Annotated in this window: 20 protein-coding genes and 1 pseudogene; 12 read left to right on the forward strand and 9 right to left on the reverse strand. The window is 66.7% G+C overall.

The window, feature by feature from the left end:
* Positions 1-165: 165 nt before the first annotated feature.
* A complete protein-coding gene (locus tag QSJ19_RS11475) occupies positions 166-1,398 on the reverse strand; it encodes a glucose-1-phosphate adenylyltransferase family protein (RefSeq protein WP_286320469.1) in 1,233 nt (410 codons plus the stop codon).
* Between the two features lie 136 nt (positions 1,399-1,534).
* On the opposite strand from QSJ19_RS11475, the gene QSJ19_RS11480 reads away from it, so the two are divergent.
* From QSJ19_RS11480 to QSJ19_RS11500, 5 genes are all read left to right on the forward strand, one after another.
* Positions 1,535-2,977 carry a CYTH and CHAD domain-containing protein gene (locus QSJ19_RS11480; RefSeq protein WP_286320470.1) on the forward strand — a complete coding sequence of 481 codons (1,443 nt, stop codon included), beginning with the start codon at positions 1,535-1,537 and terminating at the stop codon, positions 2,975-2,977.
* Between the two features lie 102 nt (positions 2,978-3,079).
* Complete coding sequence (locus QSJ19_RS11485) at positions 3,080-4,540, forward strand: DUF3375 domain-containing protein (protein WP_286320471.1); 1,461 nt, start codon at positions 3,080-3,082, stop codon at positions 4,538-4,540.
* Positions 4,537-5,301, forward strand: coding sequence for a DUF4194 domain-containing protein (locus tag QSJ19_RS11490; protein WP_286320473.1), 765 nt, complete (start codon positions 4,537-4,539; stop codon positions 5,299-5,301). The genes QSJ19_RS11485 and QSJ19_RS11490 overlap by 4 nt, the downstream gene beginning before the upstream one ends.
* Positions 5,298-8,642: an ATP-binding protein gene (locus QSJ19_RS11495; RefSeq protein WP_286320474.1), complete on the forward strand. Its 3,345-nt coding sequence runs from the start codon at positions 5,298-5,300 to the stop codon at positions 8,640-8,642. Before QSJ19_RS11490 ends, QSJ19_RS11495 begins: the two co-directional genes overlap by 4 nt.
* Before the next feature lie 171 nt (positions 8,643-8,813).
* Positions 8,814-9,293 carry a M15 family metallopeptidase gene (locus tag QSJ19_RS11500; RefSeq protein WP_286320561.1) on the forward strand — a complete coding sequence of 160 codons (480 nt, stop codon included), beginning with the start codon at positions 8,814-8,816 and terminating at the stop codon, positions 9,291-9,293.
* Here the strand turns inward: QSJ19_RS11500 and QSJ19_RS11505 are convergent.
* Positions 9,276-10,829 (reverse strand): glycosyltransferase family 39 protein, encoded by a 1,554-nt coding sequence (locus tag QSJ19_RS11505; protein ID WP_286320478.1) that lies wholly within the window; start codon positions 10,827-10,829, stop codon positions 9,276-9,278. The genes QSJ19_RS11500 and QSJ19_RS11505 overlap by 18 nt on opposite strands.
* 171 nt (positions 10,830-11,000) lie before the next feature.
* Between QSJ19_RS11505 and QSJ19_RS11510 the strand changes: the two genes are divergently transcribed.
* A complete protein-coding gene (locus QSJ19_RS11510) occupies positions 11,001-11,810 on the forward strand; it encodes a glycosyltransferase family 2 protein (RefSeq protein ID WP_286320480.1) in 810 nt (269 codons plus the stop codon).
* A gap of 57 nt (positions 11,811-11,867) precedes the next feature.
* Here QSJ19_RS11510 and QSJ19_RS11515 read toward each other — a convergent pair whose 3' ends face one another.
* Positions 11,868-14,108, reverse strand: coding sequence for an NADP-dependent isocitrate dehydrogenase (locus tag QSJ19_RS11515; protein WP_286320482.1), 2,241 nt, complete (start codon positions 14,106-14,108; stop codon positions 11,868-11,870).
* A gap of 209 nt (positions 14,109-14,317) precedes the next feature.
* On the opposite strand from QSJ19_RS11515, the gene QSJ19_RS11520 reads away from it, so the two are divergent.
* Positions 14,318-14,530 (forward strand): TOBE domain-containing protein, encoded by a 213-nt coding sequence (locus tag QSJ19_RS11520; RefSeq protein ID WP_286320483.1) that lies wholly within the window; start codon positions 14,318-14,320, stop codon positions 14,528-14,530.
* Positions 14,531-14,590: 60 nt separating this feature from the next.
* Here QSJ19_RS11520 and QSJ19_RS11525 read toward each other — a convergent pair whose 3' ends face one another.
* Together QSJ19_RS11525 and QSJ19_RS11530 are read right to left on the reverse strand one after the other, a co-directional pair.
* A complete protein-coding gene (locus tag QSJ19_RS11525; protein ID WP_286320485.1) occupies positions 14,591-15,499 on the reverse strand; it encodes an SGNH/GDSL hydrolase family protein in 909 nt (302 codons plus the stop codon).
* Positions 15,500-15,697: 198 nt separating this feature from the next.
* Positions 15,698-17,044 carry an NAD(P)H-binding protein gene (locus QSJ19_RS11530; protein WP_286320487.1) on the reverse strand — a complete coding sequence of 449 codons (1,347 nt, stop codon included), beginning with the start codon at positions 17,042-17,044 and terminating at the stop codon, positions 15,698-15,700.
* Between the two features lie 156 nt (positions 17,045-17,200).
* Between QSJ19_RS11530 and QSJ19_RS11535 the strand changes: the two genes are divergently transcribed.
* Positions 17,201-17,500, forward strand: coding sequence for a DUF1540 domain-containing protein (locus QSJ19_RS11535; protein WP_286320489.1), 300 nt, complete (start codon positions 17,201-17,203; stop codon positions 17,498-17,500).
* Between the two features lie 47 nt (positions 17,501-17,547).
* Here QSJ19_RS11535 and QSJ19_RS11540 read toward each other — a convergent pair whose 3' ends face one another.
* Positions 17,548-19,185 carry an alkaline phosphatase D family protein gene (locus QSJ19_RS11540; protein ID WP_286320491.1) on the reverse strand — a complete coding sequence of 546 codons (1,638 nt, stop codon included), beginning with the start codon at positions 19,183-19,185 and terminating at the stop codon, positions 17,548-17,550.
* 126 nt (positions 19,186-19,311) lie between these two features.
* Here QSJ19_RS11540 and thiD point away from each other — a divergent pair, with 126 nt between their 5' ends.
* Positions 19,312-20,100 (forward strand): bifunctional hydroxymethylpyrimidine kinase/phosphomethylpyrimidine kinase, encoded by a 789-nt coding sequence (thiD, locus tag QSJ19_RS11545; RefSeq protein ID WP_286320492.1) that lies wholly within the window; start codon positions 19,312-19,314, stop codon positions 20,098-20,100.
* A 67-nt stretch (positions 20,101-20,167) separates the two neighbouring features.
* Complete coding sequence (locus tag QSJ19_RS11550; protein ID WP_286320494.1) at positions 20,168-20,458, forward strand: putative quinol monooxygenase; 291 nt, start codon at positions 20,168-20,170, stop codon at positions 20,456-20,458.
* Here the strand turns inward: QSJ19_RS11550 and QSJ19_RS11555 are convergent.
* The 3 genes and pseudogenes from QSJ19_RS11555 to QSJ19_RS11565 all read right to left on the reverse strand — a co-directional run bounded on the left by QSJ19_RS11555 (position 20,451) and on the right by QSJ19_RS11565 (position 21,870).
* A complete protein-coding gene (locus tag QSJ19_RS11555) occupies positions 20,451-20,837 on the reverse strand; it encodes a VOC family protein (protein WP_286320563.1) in 387 nt (128 codons plus the stop codon). The genes QSJ19_RS11550 and QSJ19_RS11555 overlap by 8 nt on opposite strands.
* A pseudogene (locus tag QSJ19_RS11560) lies at positions 20,837-21,167 on the reverse strand (ArsR/SmtB family transcription factor). The gene QSJ19_RS11555 and the pseudogene QSJ19_RS11560 overlap by 1 nt, the downstream one beginning before the upstream one ends.
* A gap of 1 nt (position 21,168) precedes the next feature.
* Positions 21,169-21,870, reverse strand: a complete 702-nt coding sequence (locus tag QSJ19_RS11565; RefSeq protein WP_286320496.1) for a GAF and ANTAR domain-containing protein — start codon at positions 21,868-21,870, stop codon at positions 21,169-21,171.
* Between the two features lie 201 nt (positions 21,871-22,071).
* On the opposite strand from QSJ19_RS11565, the gene fadD5 reads away from it, so the two are divergent.
* A complete protein-coding gene (fadD5, locus tag QSJ19_RS11570) occupies positions 22,072-23,679 on the forward strand; it encodes a fatty-acid--CoA ligase FadD5 (protein WP_286320497.1) in 1,608 nt (535 codons plus the stop codon).
* 74 nt (positions 23,680-23,753) lie between these two features.
* Positions 23,754-24,128, forward strand: a complete 375-nt coding sequence (locus QSJ19_RS11575) for a VOC family protein (protein WP_286320499.1) — start codon at positions 23,754-23,756, stop codon at positions 24,126-24,128.
* Positions 24,129-24,303 lie beyond the last annotated feature (175 nt).

Here is a 24,303-nt window from a genome sequence, read left to right on the forward strand (position 1 = left end):
GCCTCGTCCCCGTGTGTCGCCCATGCGACTCACACTAGGGTCACCGCGGTGCGGTGGAGGCCAACCGCAGATGGTCGCGACCCGGCCGAGATGTTCGGATCACGACTCGATGACGGTCGCTCCCGCCAGAATGGTCATCCGCACCAGTCCTCAGCCCACCAGTCCTCAGCGCACCAGTCGTCCGGGAGCGACGTCGGCGCCGAGCGGCACGGTCGCATTCTTCGTCACACGCGCGCCCATCCCGAGGATGGTGATCTTCTCGGTCGGCACCGGCCGGGTCCGCGGCCGACCACCCACCCTCGCCCCCGCGCCGACCACCACCCGCTCGTCGACGATCGCCCAGGCCACGCTGGAACCAGCACGGATCTCGGTGTCCGCGAACACGATCGAGTCGCTGACGACCGCACCCCGTTCGACGATCACGCCCGGTCCGATCACGCTGCGCCGTACCGTGCCCATGACGTGGGCGCCGCTGCTCACCAGGCTGTCGGCGACGACGGCTCCGTCGGTGATCCGCGCAGCACTGCGTTGCGGCTGACGGGTCAGGATCGGCCAGTGTGGATCGTCGATGCCGACGTCGCCCGAGATCAGATCACGATGCGCCTGCATGTAGGTCTCCGGTCGGCCGGCGTCGATCCAGTACCCGCTCATCGCGTGTGCGACGGTCCGACCACGTGCGACGAACCACGGCACCAGGTGTTCACCGAAGTCGCCCAGGCCGGTGTCCGAACCCGATTCCGCCTGCGGCTCGGTCTCCGATGCCAGTTCTTCCAGCGCGGTGATCAACACGTCGGGGCGGTAGACGAGGATCTCCGCCGCGACCACCGAGGTCGTCGGCCGCTCCGGTTTGTACGCGAACCCGGTGACGGTCCCGTCTCTGCGTGCGGTGACGGTCGCGTGCGCCGCCGCTTCCTCGCGGGAGCATCTGGTCGTGACGATCGTGCACTCCGCGTCGGCGTCGCGATGGGTGGCCAGGACGTCGTCGAAGTCAAGGGTGTAGACGTGGTCGGCGCTCATCACGATGACGGCCTCGGCACCCCGCGCCCTGATCGTGTCCCGGACCCGGTAGAGCAGATCGGCGTTCCCGGTTGCGAATCCGTCTTCGGTGTCGGCAGCACTGGTCTCCTGAGGGAGGACGAACCGCAGTCCGCCGCGGGTGCGATCGAGTTCCCAGGGACGGCCACCGGCGACCTGCTCCAGCAGGGAATGCGCCTCGTACTGCACGCACAGCCACACCTCGTCGATACCGCTGTGATGCAGATTCGACAGCGGGAAGTCGATCAATTGGTAATTGCCACCGAAGGGCAGTGCGGGTTTCGCGCGGGACTCGGTGAGGACGCCCATGCGCGATCCCTTCCCGCCTGCCTGGACGATACCGACCACATTGGCTCTGCTCATCTGCCCAGTGTGCTCGATATGGGCGATTCGCGAGGCTTGTGACAGCCGATGTGTCGCCCCGCGCTTCTGTGGGTACCCGGCCACGTCACGCTGCCCGCCATGCGCCGGGCAGTCGACGAGCGAGGAGGTCTTCTCGATGAACACCCGGCAGCAGAACGTCACGACCTGGGATGTACCGCTGGAGATGCCGGTGCCGCGGTTCGATGATCGTGCCGATCGCGATCGTGAGGTCGCACCCGAGGTGTCAGAGAGCACCGACACGTTCTTCGACACGCCCGAGCTGGATCTCCTGCGACACGGCGTGACCGTGCGCCACACCGACGACGGCGGTCGATGGCTGGCGGAGTTCACCTCCTCGACGATGGGTCCGACCATCGATCTCGACGCCTCCGACGGCGACACCACCGACGTACCCACGGAGATCGCGGATCTGCTGTGGGGGCTGCGCCTGGGGAAGGAGCTCCGGATCGTCGCCATCGTGCACATTCGGCGGACCCGACATCACCACGCCGATCGGAAGGATCGGCCGCGTCTGGAGGTCGTCGACGACCTCGTGTCCGCGACGGTGCCCGGTCCCGTCGCCACCGCGACGCGGTGGCGGGAAGTCAGCGTCGAATCCCTCGGACAGGACGGCGATCGTGTTGCGGACCGGCTCCATCGACGTCTGTACGGCGCAGGTGCACGTCCAAGCACCACCACGTCCCGGCTCACGCGCGCGCTCGGACACGATACGGACGATCGACGCTCGTCGTCGCGCTCACGGACGGCGGTCGAGTCCTACATCTCGGTGCAACTGGGCAAGATCTGCGCCGGTGACATCGCCCTCCGCCGCGGGGAGGAGCCGATCCACGACACCCGTGTCGCGATCCGCCGTCTGCGCAGCACCCTGCGGACGGGCACGACCATCATCGACACCGAACGGACCGAAGGCATCGACGAGGAGCTGAAGTGGTTTGCCGGCCTCCTGGGTGAGGTGCGTGACCGGCACGTCCAGGGTCGGCGCTTCCGCGAGGCCGTGGCCGCACTGCCCGACGACCTGGTCCTCGGTCCGGTAGCAGCACGGATCGACAAGATCCTCATCGGGGAGCAGAGCGATCACCGGCGCGCCGTCGACGAGGCCATGACGTCGGATAGGTATCGGGACCTCCTGACCGTTCTGGGCACGTGGTGCGACACCGCGCCACTGGCGGCCGACACCCGAGTTTGCACCGGTGACCTGCGCACGATCGTGCGTCGCGCAGCGCGCAAGGCGGACAAACGTCTCGCCGAGGCGATCGAGTCGGGCGAGCCGACCGATCTGCACCGCGCACGCAAGGCGGCCAAACGGGCCCGCTATGCCGCCGAACTCGCCCGCCCCGTCCTCGACAAGAAGCACGGCAAGGCTCGGGTGAAGCGGTTCAAGACGATCCAGACGGTGTTGGGCGATCATCAGGACGCGACGGTCGCCGCCGAATCCCTTCGCCGACTCGGCGCAGGCGCGGGCGTGCGCGACGGCGAGAACGGCTTCACCTACGGCATCCTGTATCAGCGCGAGATCGATGCGGCGCAGGACGCGCGCCGGCGGGTTGCGCACCTGTAGATCCCCGGCCGGTACCGACACCGGGTGTGTTCACCGCGTCCCGGTGGCCGTGGGAGACTACCCCGGGTCGAATTGTGTCCGACGTGAACCCGGGAGGCGGCGATGGAGAGTGCTGACCAGCCGACGCTGGCTGATGCCTGGGAAGCCAACCGGTCCATCCAGCGTTCGGCGGCGGTGCGCCTCTTCGCCGCGACCAATTCGGCCCTGTATGTGACGCTGATGGAACGTCACCTCGACTTCGGCACGCGGTTGTCGGAGACCGAACTGGCCGTGCGCCTCGAACGTGATCTCGGCGCCCTCGAGGTCGGCGACGTCCCCAACGGCATGGAGATGATCAAGCTGTGGGCCCGGCAGGGCTGGCTGCACCGCGTGACCGACACGACTCGCGACACCGCCCAGAATCAGTGCCATCTGACGTCGGAGGCACGGTCGGTGCTCGACTACACGCGCCGTCTGCGGCGCGAGGACAGCGTCGCCACCGGCGGATCGATCACCGGGATCGCCGCCGGGCTACGTCGTGTCGCCGGACACGTCACCGACGACCCCCGACTGATCCGCGAGGAGATCGAGCACCAGATCGAGGAACTCGACGCGGAGTTGGCCGACCTCGACGCCGGGCGCAGGCCCGATCCCGACCTGCGCGGCGCCGAGGACGAGGCCCGCGCCATCGCCTACCAGATGGAGCAGGTGATCTCCGACATCGGCCAGTACGGTGCAATGCTCGATCGCATCACGACTCAACTGCTCGATGACCCGAACGACTCCGATCTGGCCTACCGTGACCGGCAGCGCCAGATGTTCGACGACTACGAATCGCTCCTCGAGTCCTCCCAGAGCACCTCGTATCACGCCTTCACGCACATGATCCAGGACCCGCAGCAACGGGCACGCCTCGTCACCGACATCGAGACGGTGACACAGCGGCTCCCCGGCATGGACCACGGACTCCGGGCGGTGATGGACAACTTCTTCGGGCTCGTCACCCAGCAGATGGGTGAGGTGGGCCGCACCCGACAGCGATGCGCGCGACGGATTCGACGCTTCGTCGCCTCGGGGACTCTGGAGCAGAGTCGTGGCGTCGCACGCCAGCTCAACGACGCGCTCGCCACGGCGCACGAACTGCTGAAGGCCTCGCTGGCCGACCGCCGTCTCGGATATGAATTACCGTTGGCCACACCGTCGGTCACGTCGGCCGGTCGGCTCGCGTTCGAGATCCGCGACCCCGCTCCACCCGCGCCGGCATTGCCCGCCGACGGTGCCGCCGACCTCTCGTCCTTTGCGTCGCTGGCCGGTCAGGTGGACACTGTCGAACTGACCGAGATGGTGAACACCGCGGTCGGTACGGGCCCGGTCACCCTGTCCGACGTGATCGGCAGACTCGACGAGCCATATCTCGCCCACGTCATCGTGCTCTGGTCGTGGGCCCTCAAACAGACGGACGGCGCCGCCGACGACTCCGTGCCCGTGCGCTTTCGATCGCTGGAAGGAGAGGACCGGATCATCGAGGTCCCCGCCCTGACGTTCACCGAACCCATTCCGACCGCGGAGGTCGACGCACCATGACCACAGATCTCGACAGCCGCGGCGACGAGGGAATCCCCGACGAGTACGCGGGTTTCGATCAGCTGCCGACGACACAGAAGACCGCCCTCGCCGACGACGGGCCTCGCGTGCCGCGATTCGACGGCGACGTCAGCGCCCTGCCCGATCGCGCGTGCTGGGCCCTGCAGAACCTGCTGACCCGGCGGTTCGTCAGCGGTGAGCGACAGCCGCAATTGTGGGCGTGGGTCGTCGAGTACGAGGACCTCCTGCGAGTGCGACTTTCTGAGCTGGACCTTCGATTGCGTCTCGTCGACGAGCTCGAAGTGGCCTATGTCGAGCAGGCCGGATATGACTCTCGCTGGGGAAGAAGGATTCTCAAGCGCGAGACAATCCACGCCTACGATGCGATCCTGGCGCTGCACCTGGCGAAGTACCTGCGTGCGTCGAGGGACGACGTGGTGCTGATCACCCGCGAGGAGATCCACGAACTGTTCGCGGGCGTCACCAACGCCATCGACCGCGATCTGGCCCAGTTCGACAAGCGCATCGAACGCTCCGTCGACAAACTCGAGGAGATCGAGTTCCTCCGCAGGCATCGCGACGACCCCGACACGTTCACGGTCAGCCCGGTGATCTCGGCGGTCATGTCCGCATCGGTCATCACCGATCTCCAACGTCAGTTCGAGCAGTTCATCGGCGCCGGCGACAGTCCTCCCGACGACGCGGTCGTGAGCGGTCTCGGCGACAGCGACGACGAGAACAACGAGGGAGACGACTGGTGAACGGACAGGTCGACCAGTACCACCTGTCCCGGTTGCAACTGGTCAACTGGGGCGTGTTCGACGGGTATCACTCGATTCCGTTCAGTCCCAACGGATCACTGATCACCGGGTCATCCGGGAGTGGCAAGTCGTCCTTGCTCGACGCGATCTCGCTCGCCTTCCTTCCCGACCACCGACGCAACTTCAACGCCTCCGGCGACGCCACCGCGGCGGGATCCTCGAGCGGGCGCCGTACCGTCGGCAAGTACGTGCGCGGCGCCTGGGGAGAGCGACGCGACGGGACGAACGCCAGGGAGATCATGTACCTGCGTGGTAGCGGACCCGCCTGGGCGGCGATCTCGGTGACCTACACGTCGACGACGGGGGCGTCGATCACCGGACTGGTGCTGAAGTGGCTGGCCGCCGGCAAGATGACCGACGCCCACAGTTCCTACTTCATCAGCGACGGTGACGTCGACATCGTCGACGTCTGCAATGAGTGGGCGCGCAACAACTACAACTCGGCGAAGTTCCGGGAACGCGGATGGCGGGGCGGACCGGGTGAGGGAAAGTATCTCGCCACGCTCTACTCGCTGATCGGCATCCGCGGATCCGATGCGGCCCAACAACTCCTCGGCAAGGCGAAGTCACTCAAGAGTGTCGGGGGTCTGGCCCAGTTCGTCCGTGAGTTCATGCTCGACGAACCCACCAGCGTCGTCGGGATCTCCGACGCCCTGGAACAGATCGATCCACTCGTCGAGGCACGCGGTCTTCTCGACGTGGCCCGACGCAAACGCACCATCCTCGGCAACATCGAGGCGGTGCAGGAGCGGTACGCGACCGAGGCCGCGACCTTCACCGTCCTCGACACCATCGACACCGCGATCGTGCGGTCGTACCTGAACAACCTCCGTCGACGGAGCGCCGAACCGGAGATCGTGGACCTCGACGATCAGATCGCCCGTCTGGACTCTGATCTCGCCGCTCTGACCTCGCAGCACGATCAGCTCCGCCAGGATCACAGCCACCTGTTGTCCCGGATCGCCACGTCCACCGGTGATCTCGCCCCGCTCCAGGAACAACTGACCTCGGCGCAGCGGCTGAGCAACGAGGTCTCGATGCGGCGCGCGAGCTACGAGCACAAGGTTGCCGCCCTGGACTTCGGGCTGCCCGACGACGCCGAGGAGTTCTGGTCCCTGCGCGAGAACCTGATGGAGGAGGCGACGCGGATCGACGGCCAGCTCGCGGCCGGGAAGGCGCACTTCGCCGAGTTCCTCGCTCGCGAGGTGGCCGCCCGCACCCAACGCGACGCCGCGCAGGACGAGCTGACCCGCGTGGAACAGGCCGGCTCCGCCCTGCCACGCACCGAACACGAGATGCGCAAGTCGATCGCGACTGCCCTCGGCATCGACGAGTCGGAGCTCCGATACGTCGCCGAGCTGGTCGAGCTCCACCCCGATCACGAACGCTGGCGACTGGCGGTGGAGAAGATCCTGCGCAACGCGGGTCTGCGACTACTCGTGCCGGACAAGCACTTCGAGGCCGCTCTGCGCTATGTCAACAGTCACGACATGCGCGGGCGCATCCAACTCCACCACGCCGAGAACCGCCCGGCGCCACCCGCTGAGCCCGGCACGCTCGGCGCGACGTTGCGCGCCGTGGACCCGGAACACCCATGCTCCGCGGAGGCCGTCGCGATCCTGGCCCGCCTCGGCAACTACGTGTGCGTCGACTACCCGTCGGACTTCCCGGATCACCCCCGGGCGGTCACAGACAAGGGCCTGCGCAAGGATTCGGCGAAGTTGGCCATCAAGGACGACCGTCAGGCGCTGCGTCCGTCCCAGTACATCTTCGTGGGCAACGTCGATGCCAAGATCGCGGCGTTGCAGGACGAACTCGACTCCGAGCAACGCGTGTACGAGAAGGCCCGTGCGGCCAGTGCCGCCCTGGACCGTGAGCGCTCGGCCAAGGAGCAGCAGCGCGACGCCTACCGCCGCGTGTGCGAGCAGTTCACCCAGTGGAGCGAGATCGACACGGACTCCGCGGACGATCGCGTCGAGCAGCTCGCCGAGCAGTACGAGTTGCTGATGGAGGAACATCCCGACATCGAGGCGCTGCAACGCAAGGCCGAGGACATCTGGGAGCAGGTCCGCTCGGCGATCTCCCAGGCAGCCCTCGTCCGCGACAAGATCGCCACCCACGATCAGCGGCGAACGCAGCTGCTGGACCTGGTCGACAAGCTCCGGCCGGAAGATGTTCCCGCGCAAGCGGAGAACACCCTCGACGGCTTCCGCGAGGACTCGGCGGCGACTCTCGATGTCCTGGCGCCGGAGGCATTTCGACAAGAGCTGATGAAGTCGGTGGTCAAGGATCGTGACCGGATGCGATCGGACGCACGCCGGTCGCGCGACGAGCTCGCGCGGATTCTCGACACCTACGACGAGGAGTTCCCCGACGCCATCCCCAACGACAGCGACGACTTCGACGAGCGCATCCACGACTACGTTGCGCTGAGCCGGCGCATCGACGAGCGTGAACTGCCGACGGCGTATGACCGGATGCGCCGCCTGATCACCGAGCAGGCGCCGGGTGCGATCCTCAACCTGCACATGGCCGCCGACGCCGAGGAACGACGGATCGTCGAGCAGATCGAACGGGTCAACACCGGACTCGGTGCGGTGGCGTTCAACCGCGGTACCCGGCTACGCCTGCATCCGGGCCGCAAGCACCTCGCCGCCGTCACCGAGCTCACCGAGAAGGCGCGCCAGATCTCGCAACGCACCACGGCGGTCAGTTTCGGCGATGAACAGGCGATCCTCGAGCAGTACGCCGACATCATCCTGCTGCGTGAGCGGCTCGCGGGGGGCACACCGGAGGACCGCGCCTGGACCCGGGACGCCCTCGACGTCCGCAACCGATTCGATTTCTACTGCGAAGAGCACGATGCCTCGTCCGGCGAGACGATCCGTACGTACAGCAACGCAGGCGACAACTCGGGCGGCGAGCAGGAAAAGCTGATGGCGTTCTGCCTCGCCGGTGCGCTGAGCTTCAACCTGGCAAGTCCCGACGGCACCGACAATCGGCCGATCTTCGCCCAGCTCATGCTCGACGAGGCGTTCTCGAAGTCGGATCCGCAGTTCGCGCAACAGGCCCTCTCGGCGTTCCGCAAGTTCGGATTCCAGTTGATCATCGTGGCGACCGTGCAGAACACCAGCACCATCCAGCCCTATATCGACAACGTCGTGATGGTGTCGAAGTCGGAGGCCGCCGGCGACGCGCGCCCGGTGGCCACCGCCATGTCGACGTCGATCCAGGCCTTCTCGGATCTGAGGCGGACGAGCGGCGCTCAGCTCCCCGTCTGACGCACTCGACTCGGCACACACGGCACACACGGTGTGCTCCACGGTGTGATCCTCGGGTTTACTACTCGTGTGCCGCCTCTGCTGATGCCGATGTCGCCGCCTCACCCCACGATGTCGCGGCCGTCCACGATCGATCGTCGGCCGATCCGCCCGTTCGTGCGCGTGACCAGGATGGTCGTGGCAGGGGCGGCCATCGTTCTCTGTCTGTCGGTGTCCACGATTGCGACGCCCGATGCCGGCGCGGCACCCGGTACGGCGGGACTCGACCCCGTCCTCGCGCTGGCCTACACGCAGGCTGCGGACACCGCGCGCACCGAGGGGATCGCCCTGTGGATCACCTCGGGCAGGCGGTCGGCGACCGAGCAGCGGCAGCTGTGGCGCGATGCGATCGCCACGTACGGATCGCCCGATGCCGCACGCCGCTGGGTGTTGCCGCCTGAGCAGTCACCGCATGTGGCCGGACGCGCGATCGATGTGGGACCACGAGCGGGGGCCGCCTGGCTCGAGGCGCGCGGATCCCGATGGGGGCTGTGCCGGACCTTCGTCAACGAATGGTGGCATTTTGAGGTGGCGACGATCCCGGGAACGCCCTGCCCGCGCATGTGGCCGGACGCCGCGATACGGGCGGATCGGTCACCGCGCTCCTGGTGAGATCTCGCCGGGTGGAGGGAGGAATTCGATCACCTGCAGTTCCTTGGCGGTTGCCGGCGGCTGTTCCCGGAAGCCGGACTGTCGCAGACTCGCGACCGGCGTGGACGCATCCGCGTCGTCGGTGAGCACCCACACCCGCGGACATCCGGTCGCGCGGGCACCGACCGTGTCGACGGGCACATCCTTCTCCCACAGCTGTCCGCGCTCGACCGCGGACGGCACGGACCGATCGACCAGGAGGTCTCGGCCGGTGTCGAATCCTTGGGGGTATCCCTGGGAGACGAAGCGGGAGTTGTACTCCGGGTGTTCGAGATATCCGTACACGACGCAGTCGTCGCGGTGCACGTGGGATGCCAGATAGGCCGACACCGTCCGGTAGTCCGAGCCGAACGGCTTCGCGAAGGTCGAATGCAGGAACACCACGCTCGGGATGGCCAGGACGACGAACACGGCGGTCCACACCGCGGCGGCCGGGACGGCGAACAGTCGGCGACGTGCACCCAGCCACGCGAGTGCAGCGGCCAGCAGGAGCGCGACAGCCGGTGCCGAGAAGGTGAGATAGCGGGTGACGAACGCCGGGGTGACCAGGAGTGAGTAGAGCGCGAGCAGGATCGGGGGAACGACCAGCCACGGTCCCGCCACCGCGGGCAGCGACGGCCGCAACCGTTCCGGACGGGAGGTCGCCGACTCCGAGATGTCGACGTCCTCGGCGGCGCCCCCGCGGCGTCGCACCATGCGGACCAACGCCCAGGCGAGGACGACCAGGACGAGGAGCGTCAGTTGCGGCGCATACGGGAATGCGACGTCGTTCATTCGCAGCACCGGGCTGTAGCGGAAGCGGCTGATCCAATCGACCTGACCGGACTGGCTCGACACCTCCAGCACCAGCGGCGACACCAGTGCGGTCGCGGTCACCGCGCACAGCGCGAACACGCCGACGACGCGTCGCGTGCGGGCCGCCAGCAGGACCGTCACCGTGTGCGCACCGAGGATCAACAGGCTCAGGGAGGCGAACAGGACGGCGAGCACGATCAACGCGACATACCCGACGGCGTACGGCCACCATCGTCGATCGTCGAGAAGGGCGCGGATCAAGGACACGAGCGCCACCGTCGACCACACCGCGGCCGCCATGGTGAAGGCGTATGGCCGCGCCTCCACCGCCGTCTGGACCGTCGCCGGCAGGACGGCGAACACGACCGCTGCGATCCACGCCGTCGACGGCGTCGAGACCATCCGGGTGAGCACGAAGACGCCGGCCCCGGTGACGCCGATCGCCAGCACACCCGGCAATCGAACCCACAGTGTCGTATCGGGGACGAGGCGCAACCAGCCGCTCATGAGGGCGTAATAGAGACCGTGGACGGCGTCGACGTTGCCCACCAGTCGCAGCAACTCGTCCGGCGATCGTCGGGCGGCACTCAGTGTGGCCATCTCGTCGTACCAGAACAACGGAATCCACGAACCCACGAACGACACGACCATCGCGAGGACACCCGCACCGACGGCAGGCCTCGACACCGCGCTCGAACGCATAACACTCCCTGGGGTCACCTGGGCGACGTGCAGTTCGGCTTCCTGAGAAGACCGGTCGCGCTCGACGCTATCCACGCACTCCGCCGACGAACAAACCGTCGACGACGATTAACGATCGCCAATCACGCCGCAGCAGTTGGCCTTACCGCCGATGAGTGTTCTGATGGCCAGATGGATACGACAACGAAGAGTGCGGTGGCCGTCGTCGTCCCGGCCTACAACGAGCAGCGGCTGATCGCCGGCACCATCGCGGCGCTCGAGAGGCAACACTTCGATTCGCTGCTCCAACGGGAGGTGCTCGGGGGGTTCCGGGTGATCGTCGTCGACAACGCGAGCAGCGACAACACCGCCGCGGTGGTCCAGGAGATCATCGACGCCGGCCCCGCTGTCCCGGTGGAGTTGGTCACCGAGACCGAGAAGGGCACCGGATGTGCCGCCGACACCGGCGTGCGTCACGCGATCGACACCGGCGCGGTCTACATCGCTCGCACGGATGCCGACTCGGTGCCGACACCCGACTGGCTCGGCAACCTGCTCACACCCCTTCTGAATGGAAAACGTCTGGTGGGTGGCCGGATTCGGGCACGCGATGATGAGGGCTACCGGTCGCGGGTGTTCAATGCGATCGGTGTCCTGTGGCGACTGGGGCACGCAGCCGAGTGGTACCGCACGCGCAGGGAACCCGACGCCCTGCGACGCAGCTTCGCCATCTGCGGCAACAACATGGCCGTCGATGCCGACATGTACGAACGATCCGGCGGATTCCCGCGCGGGAGCATCGAGAACGTCGACGAGGATCATGTTCTGCAACAACGGGTTCGGGCGATCACCGGCGCCGGGGGCATCGCGCTGGCGAAGCGAGCCCTGGTCTACACCTCGCTCCGCCGTCTCGATGCCTACGGCACACGCGATTTCGTGTCCTGGTACAACGAGGGCAAAGAGGACCGGACGTCGATCGGTCATGCCGCCGACGTCCGCTGACGCGCGAGACGACGCGGCCCTGCGGTGCCGGAACAGCCCGGGGCCGCGTCGGTCAGCTCACTTGCGTGCTGATGCCAGAGCCTCGTTGAATGTCGCGCTCGGGCGCATCACGGCACTCGCGAGATCGGGATCCGGCTGGTAGTAGCCGCCGATGTCGACCTGGTTGCCCTGTGCCTCGTTCAGCTCCTTGACGATCACGTCCTCGTTCTCGGCGAGAGCCTCGGCGAGCGGTGCGAAGTGCTTGGCCAGACCCTCGTCGTCGGTCTGCGCGGCCAGCTCCTGCGCCCAGTACATCGCCAGGTAGAACTGGCTGCCCCGGTTGTCGAGTTCGCCGGTGCTGCGCGACGGCCCCTTGTCGTTCTCCAGCAGCTTGCCGGTCGCCGCGTCGAGGGTCTTGGCGAGGATCACCGCGCGCTCGTCGCCGGTCTTCTTGCCGAGATCCTCGAGGCTGACCGCCAGCGCCAGGAACTCACCGAGCGAATCCCAGCGAAGGTGATTCTCCTCGATCAGCTGCTTGACGTGCTTCGGGGCTGACCCACCCGCACCGGTCTCGTACAATCCGCCGCCCGCCATCAGCGGCACGATCGACAGCATCTTGGCGCTCGTGCCGAGCTCGAGGATGGGGAAGAGGTCGGTGAGGTAGTCGCGCAGGATGTTACCCGTTGCCGAGATGGTGTCCATGCCACGGATCAGGCGTTCCATCGTGTACCGGATCGCACGGACCTGCGACATGATCTGGATGTCGAGACCCTCTGTGTCGTGATCCTCCAGGTACTTGTGGACCTTCGCGATCAGCTCGTTCTCGTGCGGGCGATACGGGTCGAGCCAGAACACCACGGGCATGCCTGAATCACGGGAGCGGGTGACCGCCAGTTTGACCCAGTCCTGGATCGGTGCGTCCTTCACGATGCACAGACGCCAGATGTCACCTTCTTCGACGTTCTGGCTCAGCAGCACCTCGTCGGTCGCGTTGTCGACGATGTTGGCGACACCGGCCACCGGCACCTCGAAGGTCTTGTCGTGCGAGCCGTATTCCTCCGCCTTCTGCGCCATCAGCCCGACGTTCGGCACCGTGCCCATGGTGGTCGGGTCGAACGCGCCGTTGGTCTTGCAGAAGTTGATCATCTCCTGGTAGATGCGAGAGAAGGTCGACTCCGGGTTGACGGCCTTGGTGTCCTTGAGCCGGCCGTCGGCGCCGTACATCTTGCCGCCGGCGCGGATCATGGCGGGCATCGACGCGTCGACGATGACGTCGCTGGGGGAGTGGAAGTTGGAGATGCCGCGGGCCGAGTCGACCATCGCGAGTTCGGGGCGGTGCTCGTGACACTTGTGGAGGTCGTCGATGATCTCCTCGCGCTGCGCACTCGGCAGGGATTCGATCTTGCTGTACAGATCCGACAGGCCGTTGTTGACGTTCACGCCGAGTTCGTCGAAGAGTTCGCCGTGCTTGGCGAACGCGTCCTTGTAGAACACCTTGACCGCGTGACCGAAGACGATGGGGTGCGAGACGCGCATCATGGTCGCCTTGACATGCAGGGAGAACATGACCCCGGTCTCGTAGGCGTCCTCGATCTGCTCCTCGTAGAACTCGACCAGGGCCTTCTTGCTCATGAACATGCTGTCGATGACATCACCGTCGGTCAGCGACACCTTCGGCTTGAGGACCTGGGTCTCACCGCTCTCGGGGATCAGCTCCATCCTGACCTCGCGGTCGCCGTCGACCGTCATCGACTTCTCGCCGTGGTAGAAGTCGCCCTCGGTCATGTGGGCGACATGCGTGCGCGACGCCATCGACCACTTGCCCATGCTGTGCGGGTGCTTCTGCGCGTACGCCTTGACCGCCTTGGGTGCGCGACGGTCGGAGTTTCCTTCTCGCAGAACAGGATTCACCGCGCTGCCCAAGCACTTGGTGTAGCGTTCGCGGATCTCCTTTTCCTCGTCGGTCTTCGGATTCGACGGGAAGTCGGGAAGCTTGTATCCCTTGCCCTGCAGTTCCTTGATTGCTGCGAGCAACTGCGGGACCGAGGCACTGATGTTGGGCAGCTTGATGATGTTCGTCTCGGGCAGTTGGGTCAGACGCCCCAGCTCGGCCAGGTTGTCCGGGACGCGCTGGTCGTCCTCCAGGTAGTCGGGGAACTCGGCGAGCACGCGCGCGGCGACGGAGATGTCACTGGATTCGACAGTGATGTCCGCCGCATCGGCAAAGGCTCGGATCACCGGCAAGAAAGCATGCGTCGCCAGCATCGGCGCTTCGTCGGTAAGGGTGTAGATGATGGTCGGCTGCTTCTCCGCGGTCATGATTGTGTCTTCGCCTCCAAGTCCGGTCAATCGAGTCATGGGTCGCATGTCTCGCCACATACCAGTATCACGCCACTTGGGGCGTCGCGCCGAGCGATCCACTACTGGCGGGTAACAAAAGACGGTGATCCGGTGCGGCGTAGCGTCGCGTGTCAGGTCGTGTCGTGCGGGATCGGGTCCGGTTCCGCGATCAACCCACAGGAGGACGCATGCGTCTGTCGACTCGGAATCAGCTCACCGGCATCATCACCGAGGTCACGCACGGAGCCGTCATGTCGACCGTGCGTGTCCAGCTCGACGGCGGCGACCAGATCGTCACCTCATCGATCACCCGGGATGCCGCCGAAGAGCTCGGCCTCACGACCGGGCAACGCGCCACCGTCCTCATCAAGTCCACCGAGGTGGCCATCGGTGTCGATTAGTGGTGTGGCTCTGCAGTGCAGGCACGGCAGAACCGCGGTCCGGTCAGTCCCCGCGGACCTCTAGGCCTCGGCGCGGCGCAGCACGTCGAGGACCTGGCGCGCGACTCCGGCCTTCCCTGCCGGGGTGAGGTGATACGCCGACGGTGTGTCGATACCCCAGAGCCACGGGCTCGACGAACACGCCGTGTGGGCGGCCCCCGCCGTCGACGCGGTGGCGAGGAGCGCTCCTGACGAACGAGCCGCGCGGGCAGTCGCTGCCACGAGGCCGGCGTGTACGCGGGTGGTCTCCGCGATCTCGGCCGGGATCAGCGGCACCGCCGAACAGAACGGCGCGCGGGGGTCGACGAGCGGTGGGTAGTCCACGAAGACGATGCGTGCGCGTGGCGCACGGCTCCGAACCGCGCCGACGATGGCGACCATCGACCGTTCGACGTCGACGTAGTCGGCCGCCGAGGGTTCGGGAGCCGGGACGCGGCCCGCGCGGCAGCCCGACGGTGTCGAACGCGAGGAGACCAACGAGGCCGCCGCCATCCGGTGGACACACACCTGGTCGGCCACTCGGCCGATGTAGCGCAGATCGTTGCCGCCGATGGTGATCGTCACCAGATCGGTCGTCGCGGTCACCGCGGTGATCTGCGGCTTCGTGGCATGTGGCCGCTGAGCGGTGCGCAGGATGTTCGCGGTCGTCGCACTCGAACAGCTGACGTCGGTCAGACGCAGACCCCGAGCGGAGGCGACGCGATGCGGGTAGTTGTCGGCGGCCCGCAGGCAGCCCTTGTCCAGGAGCTTCGGCGATCCGGGTCCCGCAGCGTAGGAACTGCCGAGTGCCACATAATCGATCGAGCCGACGTTCGTCGCCGCGGCGACCACACGCTGCTCCGGTTCCGCGGACACCGCGACGGTCGTCCCGACCACGACCGCGCCGGCCACGAGTGCCGCCGCGACTACCGGCGGACGATGCCGTGACACGCGGCGAGACCACCCATACGCTGCGCAGATCCAGGCGTGCATCGTTCACCAATCGTCGGTCGGTCCGCGGAGTCCGCTCGTCGTACGAGACGTGCGGGGTCGGGTTCCGGCGATCGGCGTCGATCGCGCGCCGTCGGCGCGATGGCGCTCCGGTGTCCCGGCTTGATCATCGCGGGCGGCGACGTCGCCGTTACGGTCTCAGCGGAATGGGTCGACCGGGCGAAAACCCATCCGGCGCAACGGGGAACCCAACCGCCAGTACAGCAGGCCACCGAGACCGCGGGGAAAGAACGTGGCGGTGGCGGTGACCTCCGCGGACGCCCCGGGCGTCGACGAACCCTCGCGAATCCGATACTCGAGGAACGCTTCTCCCGGGCTCGCGGTGTCGGCATGCAGACGCAGCAGGGTCGGGGACTCGGACTCGACGGCCATCCAGTGGCCATCGACGCCATCGACGCCATCGCGGAGCTTCCGCCACGCGGCCTCGGGCGAATCGGTGGTCGTCGTCCGATCCTCGGCGGTGAAGGTCTCCTCACCCGCCCACGGCGGATCCGAGGGAAGCGGTTCAGCCGGAGACGTTCCCGCGGTGGCGTTGTCCCACGACACGGTGGCATCGCCCCGATGCACTCGGCTCAACGTCGCCACCAGGGCTGCGCGGTAGGACTGGAGCCCGCCGGATGGCGGGGCGATCACGTCGTCGATATCCCGGTTGCGGCACACCGCGTCGCACTCCAGGGACTCGATGAGGGGTCGGGCGATCTTGCCCCTGATGGGCGTGACGAACCGGACCCACCTGCTGGCGATGGTGGGGGTGAGGAAGGGAAGCACGATCATCTGGCGGGGACGGAGCCCGGCCACCTCGGCATATCCCTGCATCATGTCGCCGTACTCGAGGACATCCGGGCCGCCGATGTCCCAGGTGCGGGACTCGGGCACCGTCGCCGTCGCGGCGTCGACGAGGTAGTGCAGGGCGTCGGCCACCGCGATCGGCTGGATCCTGTTGTGCACCCATCGGGGCGTGGTCATCGCGGGCAACCGCTCGGTGAGATGGCGGATCAACTCGAAGGATGCCGACCCGGACCCGATCAGGGTGCCCGCCTGCAGTGCGACGGTCTCGATGCCCGAATCGATCAGGATCTGGCCGACCTCGGCCCGCGACGCCAGGTGTTCGGAGAGCTCCACGCCTTCGGGATGCAGGCCTCCGAGGTACACGATCCGACGGACGCCGCGAGCACGGGCGGCCTCCACGACATTGTCGGCCGAGCGACGTTCCTCGGCGGCGAAATCGGAGTCGGTGCTCATCGAGTGGACCAGGTGGTAGACGACGTCGATGCCGGTGAACGCCTCGCTCAGCGACTCCAGGTCGGAGAGGTCTCCCCGGACGACCTCCGCGCGGTCGTCGGCGACCCAGGGAGCCTCGTCGAGCTTGGACGGGGTGCGCGCCAAGGCCCGGACAGCATGCCCTCGTGCGAGCAGCCGGGGCGCGAGACGGCCACCGACATAGCCGGTCGCACCGGTGACGAGACATCGCCGAGAGTCGTTCATCTCTCCCAGCGTACGGAGAACGCCGCCGCCGCAGGTGGACTCGTTCGGCACCGCACGACGGCAAGTGCGAAAAGGTATGGCTCACTTAATTTTCGGCGTCTCAGGCAAGCCTCACATTGCTGGCGGCGCCATACGGACGGTCCTAGACTTCGATACATGGCCACCCTCGAAATGCCCCATGTCACCGAATGCACCGTGAGTGCATGTTCCTACAACCACGACGGATGTCACGCCTTCGCGATCAGCGTCGGCGGCCACAACGGCACCGCCGACTGCGCGACGTTCATCCCGCTGTCCACGAACGGCGGACTCGATGTCGTGTCGCCGCAGGTAGGCGCCTGCCAACGGGCCGACTGCATCCACAACGAAAGCCTGGAGTGCACCGCGACGGCGGTGCGGATCGGCGCCGGAGAGAGTTCCGACACCGCCAACTGCCTCACCTACGCCACCCACTGACGCCACCGCACCGACCGTCGCAACCGGAGCAGGCCCGGGTGCGGCGGTCAGTCCGTGAGTGAGACCCGACCGGCGACGACCAGCGACCCGTCCACGGCGGGCTGTTCGAAGATCACCTCCGAGTGGCGCTCGTCGGTGACGAGCGTCGCGATCGTGTTACCGAAGAGCGGGCCCGCGACATCGGCCCAGGACAGCGGCAGCGGCTCGATTCCCGCATGACGTGCCCAGGCGCTCGTCACTCGCGCCGCGCGCGGCGACCATGCATGCGCCAGAGCCGGTTTCACATATGCCGGTACGTGATTGTGGACAGGCGAACAGACCAGCTGATGGACCGGTACCGGGGTCTTTCCGGGAAGTCTGGCGCGCGCGGCAAAACTGTGGTGGACGTCGCCGGACAACACGGAGATGCTTGCCGGCCGCGGTGTGTCGGGGCCGGCGCCGGCGACCCCGATGATCAGGTCGCTCAGTCGGCGGAACGAGTCCCCGAAGGCCGCCCAGTGTTCGAAATCGAAAGTCTGCCGGATCTTTTCTCCCAAGCGGCCGCGGAGTCCGTCACGCCCGGCGGCGACCTCGTTCAGCGCCTGCAGGTCGCCGAGGGCGGGAGGCAGCAACCACGGCAGCGACGACCCGAGAACCAGATGATCGACGCCGTCGACGTGCTCGGTGAGTTGCTCGGCGAGCCAGTCGAACTCACGATCACTCAGCATCTCCCGTCGCCCGCCGGAGAGGATGCGACCGTTACGCGAGTCGATCATGATCAGCCGTGCGTGGCCGAGATCCCAGCGATAGCTGAAGCGCAGACCCTTGTCGCCGTCGACGTCGGCGTCCGCCCGGTCGGCCAGATCGGCGAGCAACGGCCAACAGTCACCGTCCGCGGCGAGGACGTCTCGATAGTCGTCGTCTGCGGCCAACTGCGCGGGAGTCAGGTTCCCCAGATGCTGGTACACCCAGTACGAGGCGAGTCCGGCCCGGATGCGGTCGCGCCACCACGGGATCGTCGCCATCGTCGACCGCCAGGCCTCTGAGGTGTTCCAGTCGTCGCGGATGTCGTGGTCGTCGAAGATCATGGCGGTCGACACCGTCGACATCAGCCAGCGGATCTCCGGGTCGCCCCAGGTGTGTCGATACAGGCCCTCGTACTCGGTGAAGTCGACCACCTCGTTCGGCGGACGTTTGACCCGCGCGAAGCCACGCCGACGACCCGCCAGGTGTTGACGGGCCCCGGGCGTCAGTTCGTCGGCATAGACCTGATCGCCCAGCAGGACCAGGATGTCCGGCCATTGGTCGACTGGGAGTCCGGACTGGCGCGAGGCGTAGCTGTCGAGCGCGTCGATACCGAGCTTCTCGTCGAGCGATGCCTCGCCGGACTTGGGATAACGGCAGGACCCGAAGACCACACGGCGGTGGTCGCGACAGCGTGGCCCCATCGTCCGGATCACGCTGGGCGGGTAGGCGGAGTCCGCATCGGGCCAACACTGACGACCGTTGACGTCGACCGTGTACCCGACCGTCGTGTCCGGTGTCAGACCGTCGACGACGACGAGCGCGTAATGGCAACCGTGGACCTCGAATGTCGATGCGCGGCAGCCGAGGATCTCAACCTCCGCCCGGTCATCCGTCTGAACCCAGATCGTCGCGCTGGTCGCGTCGACGTGACGGAGGATCGGACCGAGAAGCAGGGGCATCGATTCAGCGTAGTGTCCGGGGTCGGGAGTTCGTCGCCGGAATCCGACCGGAACGTCGGTAGCTGGCACAACACGCGCCGTCGGGGCAGCATGGCGATCGGACGACGATGGAGAAGGAGTGCAACCGTGACACCGATCGCGTACGTCATCGCCGGCTCGGAGGCGACCGGTGGTGCCGGCATCCAAGCCGATCTGAGGACGTTCCAGCAGTTGGGCACCTACGGAGTCGGGACGATCACCTGCATCGTGTCATTCGACCCGGCCGCGGGCTGGGGGCATCGTTTCGTCCCGATCGCGGCGCCGGTGATCGCGGACCAGATCGAGGCCGCGACAGCGGCACATGAGCCGGATGTCGTCAAGATCGGCATGCTCGGGACACCCGAGACCATCGCCACCGTCGCAGAGCAACTCCGCGCACGCACATGGCGTCACGTCGTCGTCGACCCGGTGCTCATCTGCAAAGGACAGGAGCCGGGCGCCGCGCTGGACACCGACAACGCGCTGCGGAAGGAGATCCTGCCCCTGGCGACGGTGGTGACGCCCAATCTGTTCGAGGCATGCACCCTGGCCGGAATGGACTCGATCGAGTCCGTGGAGGATCTCACGGAAGCCGCCAGACGTATCGCCGACCTCGGGCCGGCGGTGGTGATTGTCAAGGGCGGCGTCGGCCTCGGCGGGGACGAGGCGGTCGACGTGGTCTTCGACGGAACCGAGACGTCGATCCTGCGCTCCCCCAAGGTGGGTGACGAGCGGGTCTCCGGCGCGGGCTGCGTCTTCGCGGCGTCGACGACGGCCGAGCTGGCCAAGGGCGCCGAAGTGGTCGACGCCGTGCACACCGCCAAACAGTTCACGCATTCGGGGATCGTCGGCCGCATCGCATCGAACGCACCGTTCGATGCCGTCCTGCCCCGCTGAACCGGCTGTCCGATGAGTTTCGCGCCGCCGCCAGGTCAGCCCGGACAGGCGACCGAGAGGGAAAAGCATGGTCATCGTGGCCGGACACATCACCGTCGACGCCGACGACCGTGACAGCTACCTGCACGGATGCGCGAGCGTGATCGAGCAGGCCCGGGACACCCCGAGCTGCCTCGATTTCGCGTTGTCGGCGGATCTGGTCGATCCCACACGGATCAACGTGTTCGAACGATGGGGCGACCTGGATTCACTCACAGCGTTCCGCGGGGACGGGCCCTCGGAGGACCAGCAGCAGACCATCCGCGATGCCGACGTCCGCGAGTTCGACGTCCGAGAGTTCGAGGTCCCGGCTACTTGAGGGTGGCGATCTGGATCAGGTTGCCGCACGTGTCGTCGAGGACGGCGGTCACCACCGGACCGAAATCTGTGGCGTCCTGCGTGAACACGACACCGAGCGCCTTCAGTCGCTCGACCTCGGCATGCACGTCGTCGACCGCGAACTGGGTGTAGGGAATCCCGTCGGCGACCAGCGCCTCCTTGAACGGCTTGGCCGACGGATGACCATCGGGCTCGAGCAACAGCTCCACACCGTCACGCTCGCCGGGGGAGACCACCGTCAGCCAGCGTGCCTCACCCACCGTTTCATCGGTCTTCGTGACGAAACCCATTTTCTCCGTGTAGAAGTCGTGGGCCTCGGCCTGGTCGTCGACCATCACACCGGTCACATTGATACGGATCATGACATCTCGTCCTCGCGATAGATGGGCCACCGTCCGACGATCGAGCGCAACGGACTCGTGTCGATGTGATGGAACTCGTACCGGCCCTTCCCGGTGTGTGCGCACCAGTCCCGCCTGCTCGAGGACACCGAGGTGCTGCGAGATCGCCTGTCTCGACGACGAGAGTCCGTGCTTCATCGTCAGCCGTCCGCAGATCTCGAACAAGGTCTGCCCGTCTCGCTCGATCAATTCGTCCAGGATGATGCGTCGCGTCGCGTCGTCGAGGGCTCGGAAGAGGTTCGTGGTCGGCGTCCACACCACCCGGTAGAGGCAAGTGCGTGCTTGCATGTCAAGCCACGCCGTCACCCGGACGCTCGGCGTCGATGATCTGACGAGCAACGTCGACCAGGGGCGTGTTGGTGTCCTGCGACAACCGTCGCAGCAGTTCGAATGCGTGGACGGCGTCGATCGTGAAACGCTCCATGATCATGCCCTTCGCCTGCCCGATCTGGTCGCGGCTGGCGAGTGCGCTGCGGAAGTCGCCCTGTTGCCGGGCGCGGAACAGGGCGAGTGCGGCATGGGTGGCGAAGATGAGTCCGACCTCCTCCGACTCGTCGTCGAAGACGTCGGTCTCGTCGGAGAAGAGATTGAGCGCGCCCATCGCTCCTCGGTGCGTGAACAGCTGGAACGACAGACTCGACCGCGCCGGCGTCTCGTCCAGTGTCCGGCGGGACAGATCGGGCCAGCGCGGGTCGGTCGCGATGTCGTCGACCCGGACCATGTGGTGCTCCCATGCAGCCTCGAGACAGGGGCCCTGCCCGGTCTCCTTCTGCAGACGATCCAGGTGGATCATCACGTCATCGGTCGGGGCCAGGGTGTCGAATGTACGCGCGTCGCGATCAACCACCAGGACTCCCGCGTACCGCACGCCGGGGATATTCGCCACCGCGCCCGCGGTGATCGCCGCGATCACTCGATCGGTCGCGTCATCCGACTCGGGAACGGCATGCATCATCCGAGCGAGGTCGGCGATGGCCCGATGGACGTTCATGATCCGCTCCTTCGTCGCGCGTTCTTCCAGGTTCACCATAGGCACACGCTCGCGTGCGGTGGACGACTCCGACGGGCTGTTGTCGCAGATTCCGAGACCCGCCCCCACCGGGCGATGCGGGTCCTACTGTGTGATCGACAGCACATCCACACGGCGTCGGTGTCCCTGCGGGGTGCGGCGCAGAACGACGAGGAGATCGCCATGACCGTCACCACCCAGTCAATCAGTGACCTTGGCGCCGAACCGATGCGGTCCCGGCGCAACCACTGGAACAACCAGGTGCGTCGGCATGCGTTCATGACCCCGGATCGGGTCGCGGTGACCTACCTGGGCACGCCCACCACGTGGAGTGACCTCGACCGGCGGTCCCGCGCATTCGCCGCGGCACTGCACCGCCGCGGGGTCGGATTCGGTGATCGCGTCTTGATGGCGCTGCTCAATCGCACTGAGTATGTCGAAGCAGTGTTGGGCGCCAACCTGATCGGGGCGATTCCGGTGCCGGTGAACATCAGGATGAGTCCCGCGGAGGTCGGCTTCCTCGCGACCGACAGTGGCGCCCGGATCATCCTCACCGAGAAGGTGCTCGCGCCGCTTGCCGATGCCGTGAGCACGTCGACCGGCGCGATCGAGCCCACCATCGTCGTCGACGGCGGAGAGGATCCCGCACACCTCGACTACGAGTCGCTGCTCGCCGAGGATCCCTCGGATCTGCCCGAGGTAGACGTTCCCGAGGACACCGTCGCCCTCATCATGTACACCTCGGGCACGACCGGTAAGCCCAAGGGCGCCATGCTGACCCACACCAATCTCCAGGCACAGGCCGTCACGACGATCAGCGCCGCGGAGAGTCATTCCGACGACGACGTCGCCTCCGTCGTACCGCCCATCTTCCACATCGCCGGAATCGCCGCATTCGCGCCGGTCTTCTATCGTGGGGTCCGGGCGGTGATCCATCCGCTCGGCGCGTTCGACCCGGAGACCATGCTCGACACCCTCGAGCGCGAGGGCACGACATCGGTGTTCATGGTTCCCGCGCAATGGCAGGCGGTGTGCGCGGCGCAGAAGGCGCGGCCACGCGACCTGAAGCTCCGTACCATCAGCTGGGGCGCCGCGCCCGCGTCGGACACCGTCCTCAACGCGATGAGTGAATCGTTCCCGACGGCGCTCAACATGACCGCCTTCGGTCAGACGGAGATGTCCCCGGTCACGTGCCTGCTCGAGGGCAAGGACGCGCTACGCAAGATCGGGTCCATCGGGAAGGTCGTGCCCGCTGTCACCGCACGCATCGTCGATCCCCTGATGAACGATGTGAGGCGAGGAGAGGTCGGCGAGATCGTCTACCGCGGACCGAATCTCATGGCCGGCTACTGGCAGAATCCGCAGGCGACCGCGGACGCGTTCCGCGGGGGCTGGTTTCATTCGGGTGACCTGGTGCGCGAGGATGAGCAGGGATTCCTCTACGTCGTCGACCGGGCAAAGGACATGATCATCTCCGGCGGCGAGAACATCTACTGCGCCGAGGTGGAGAACGTTCTGTACGGACACCCCGCCATCGCGGAGGCCGCGATCATCGGTCGCGCACATGAGAAATGGGGAGAGGTCCCCGTCGCGGTCATCGTCCTTGCCGACGGCGTGACAAGCCTGACCCTCGACGAGCTCGAACCGTACCTCAACGAGAATCTTGCGCGATTCAAGCAGCCGAAAGATCTGGTGGTGGTGGACGAGCTACCGCGGAACGCGGGCGGCAAAGTGGTCAAGCCCCGCCTCCGGGACGCGTACGGCAGCAAGGACGCAGGCCTGGCCGACTGAACGGAGCCCGATGAGTCGCGGCCTTCGGCGAGGTCTACCCCTTGTGAACACCACCGAGAGAGAGGACGATCGCCATGACCGCGACCACCCGCGTCATCAGCGTTTCCATTCCCGTCACAGACCAGGACAAGGCCGTGGCCTTCTACACCGAGGTGCTCGGTTGTGACCTCGTCGCGGACACCGAACTCTGGCCAGGCGCCCGCCTCGTGGAGGTCCGCCCTCCGGGTTCGGTGGTCTCGTTGCTGCTCCTCCCACCGGACAGCGAAATCCCCGTGGCCATCCGGTTGGGAACCTCCGATGCCGACGAGGCGCACGCGCGGCTCGCCGGCTCGGGAATCGCGCCCCTCAACGAGGGGCCGCTCCGCTGCGACGGTGTGCCACCGATGTTCGCCTTCGCCGACCCGGACGGGAACGCTCTGGTCTATCTCGAGGATTCCCACGACCTCTGAACCCGCCGTTTCCGAATTGTCCGATCCCGACGCCGTGACCTGCGATGTCCGATTTCAGCGTCGAGCCAAGTAACGTTAGCCTTCCCTATGAAGGTCGAGTTTGCCTGCGGCACCGGACAATTCGGACATAGCTGGACGTCTCCGATTTTCATCAGTAGCGTTCGCTGGTCACCTC

Source organism: Gordonia sp. ABSL11-1 (genome assembly GCF_030315685.1).
GTDB lineage: Bacteria > Actinomycetota > Actinomycetes > Mycobacteriales > Mycobacteriaceae > Gordonia.

Bases quoted from the DNA above. Each gene is read 5' to 3' on its own strand.
- QSJ19_RS11475 (WP_286320469.1), bottom strand. From the start codon at position 1,398: ATGAGCAGAGCCAATGTGGTCGGTATCGTCCAGGCAGGCGGGAAGGGA.
- QSJ19_RS11480 (WP_286320470.1), top strand. From the start codon at position 1,535: ATGAACACCCGGCAGCAGAACGTCACGACCTGGGATGTACCGCTGGAG.
- QSJ19_RS11505 (WP_286320478.1), bottom strand. From the start codon at position 10,829: ATGCGTTCGAGCGCGGTGTCGAGGCCTGCCGTCGGTGCGGGTGTCCTC.
- QSJ19_RS11550 (WP_286320494.1), top strand. From the start codon at position 20,168: ATGGTCATCGTGGCCGGACACATCACCGTCGACGCCGACGACCGTGAC.
- QSJ19_RS11575 (WP_286320499.1), top strand. From the start codon at position 23,754: ATGACCGCGACCACCCGCGTCATCAGCGTTTCCATTCCCGTCACAGAC.
- QSJ19_RS11540 (WP_286320491.1), bottom strand. From the start codon at position 19,185: ATGCCCCTGCTTCTCGGTCCGATCCTCCGTCACGTCGACGCGACCAGC.
- QSJ19_RS11510 (WP_286320480.1), top strand. From the start codon at position 11,001: ATGGATACGACAACGAAGAGTGCGGTGGCCGTCGTCGTCCCGGCCTAC.
- QSJ19_RS11535 (WP_286320489.1), top strand. From the start codon at position 17,201: ATGGCCACCCTCGAAATGCCCCATGTCACCGAATGCACCGTGAGTGCA.
- QSJ19_RS11565 (WP_286320496.1), bottom strand. From the start codon at position 21,870: ATGAACGTCCATCGGGCCATCGCCGACCTCGCTCGGATGATGCATGCC.
- QSJ19_RS11515 (WP_286320482.1), bottom strand. From the start codon at position 14,108: ATGACCGCGGAGAAGCAGCCGACCATCATCTACACCCTTACCGACGAA.
- QSJ19_RS11500 (WP_286320561.1), top strand. From the start codon at position 8,814: ATGGTCGTGGCAGGGGCGGCCATCGTTCTCTGTCTGTCGGTGTCCACG.
- QSJ19_RS11520 (WP_286320483.1), top strand. From the start codon at position 14,318: ATGCGTCTGTCGACTCGGAATCAGCTCACCGGCATCATCACCGAGGTC.
- fadD5 (WP_286320497.1), top strand. From the start codon at position 22,072: ATGACCGTCACCACCCAGTCAATCAGTGACCTTGGCGCCGAACCGATG.
- QSJ19_RS11490 (WP_286320473.1), top strand. From the start codon at position 4,537: ATGACCACAGATCTCGACAGCCGCGGCGACGAGGGAATCCCCGACGAG.
- QSJ19_RS11485 (WP_286320471.1), top strand. From the start codon at position 3,080: ATGGAGAGTGCTGACCAGCCGACGCTGGCTGATGCCTGGGAAGCCAAC.
- QSJ19_RS11530 (WP_286320487.1), bottom strand. From the start codon at position 17,044: ATGAACGACTCTCGGCGATGTCTCGTCACCGGTGCGACCGGCTATGTC.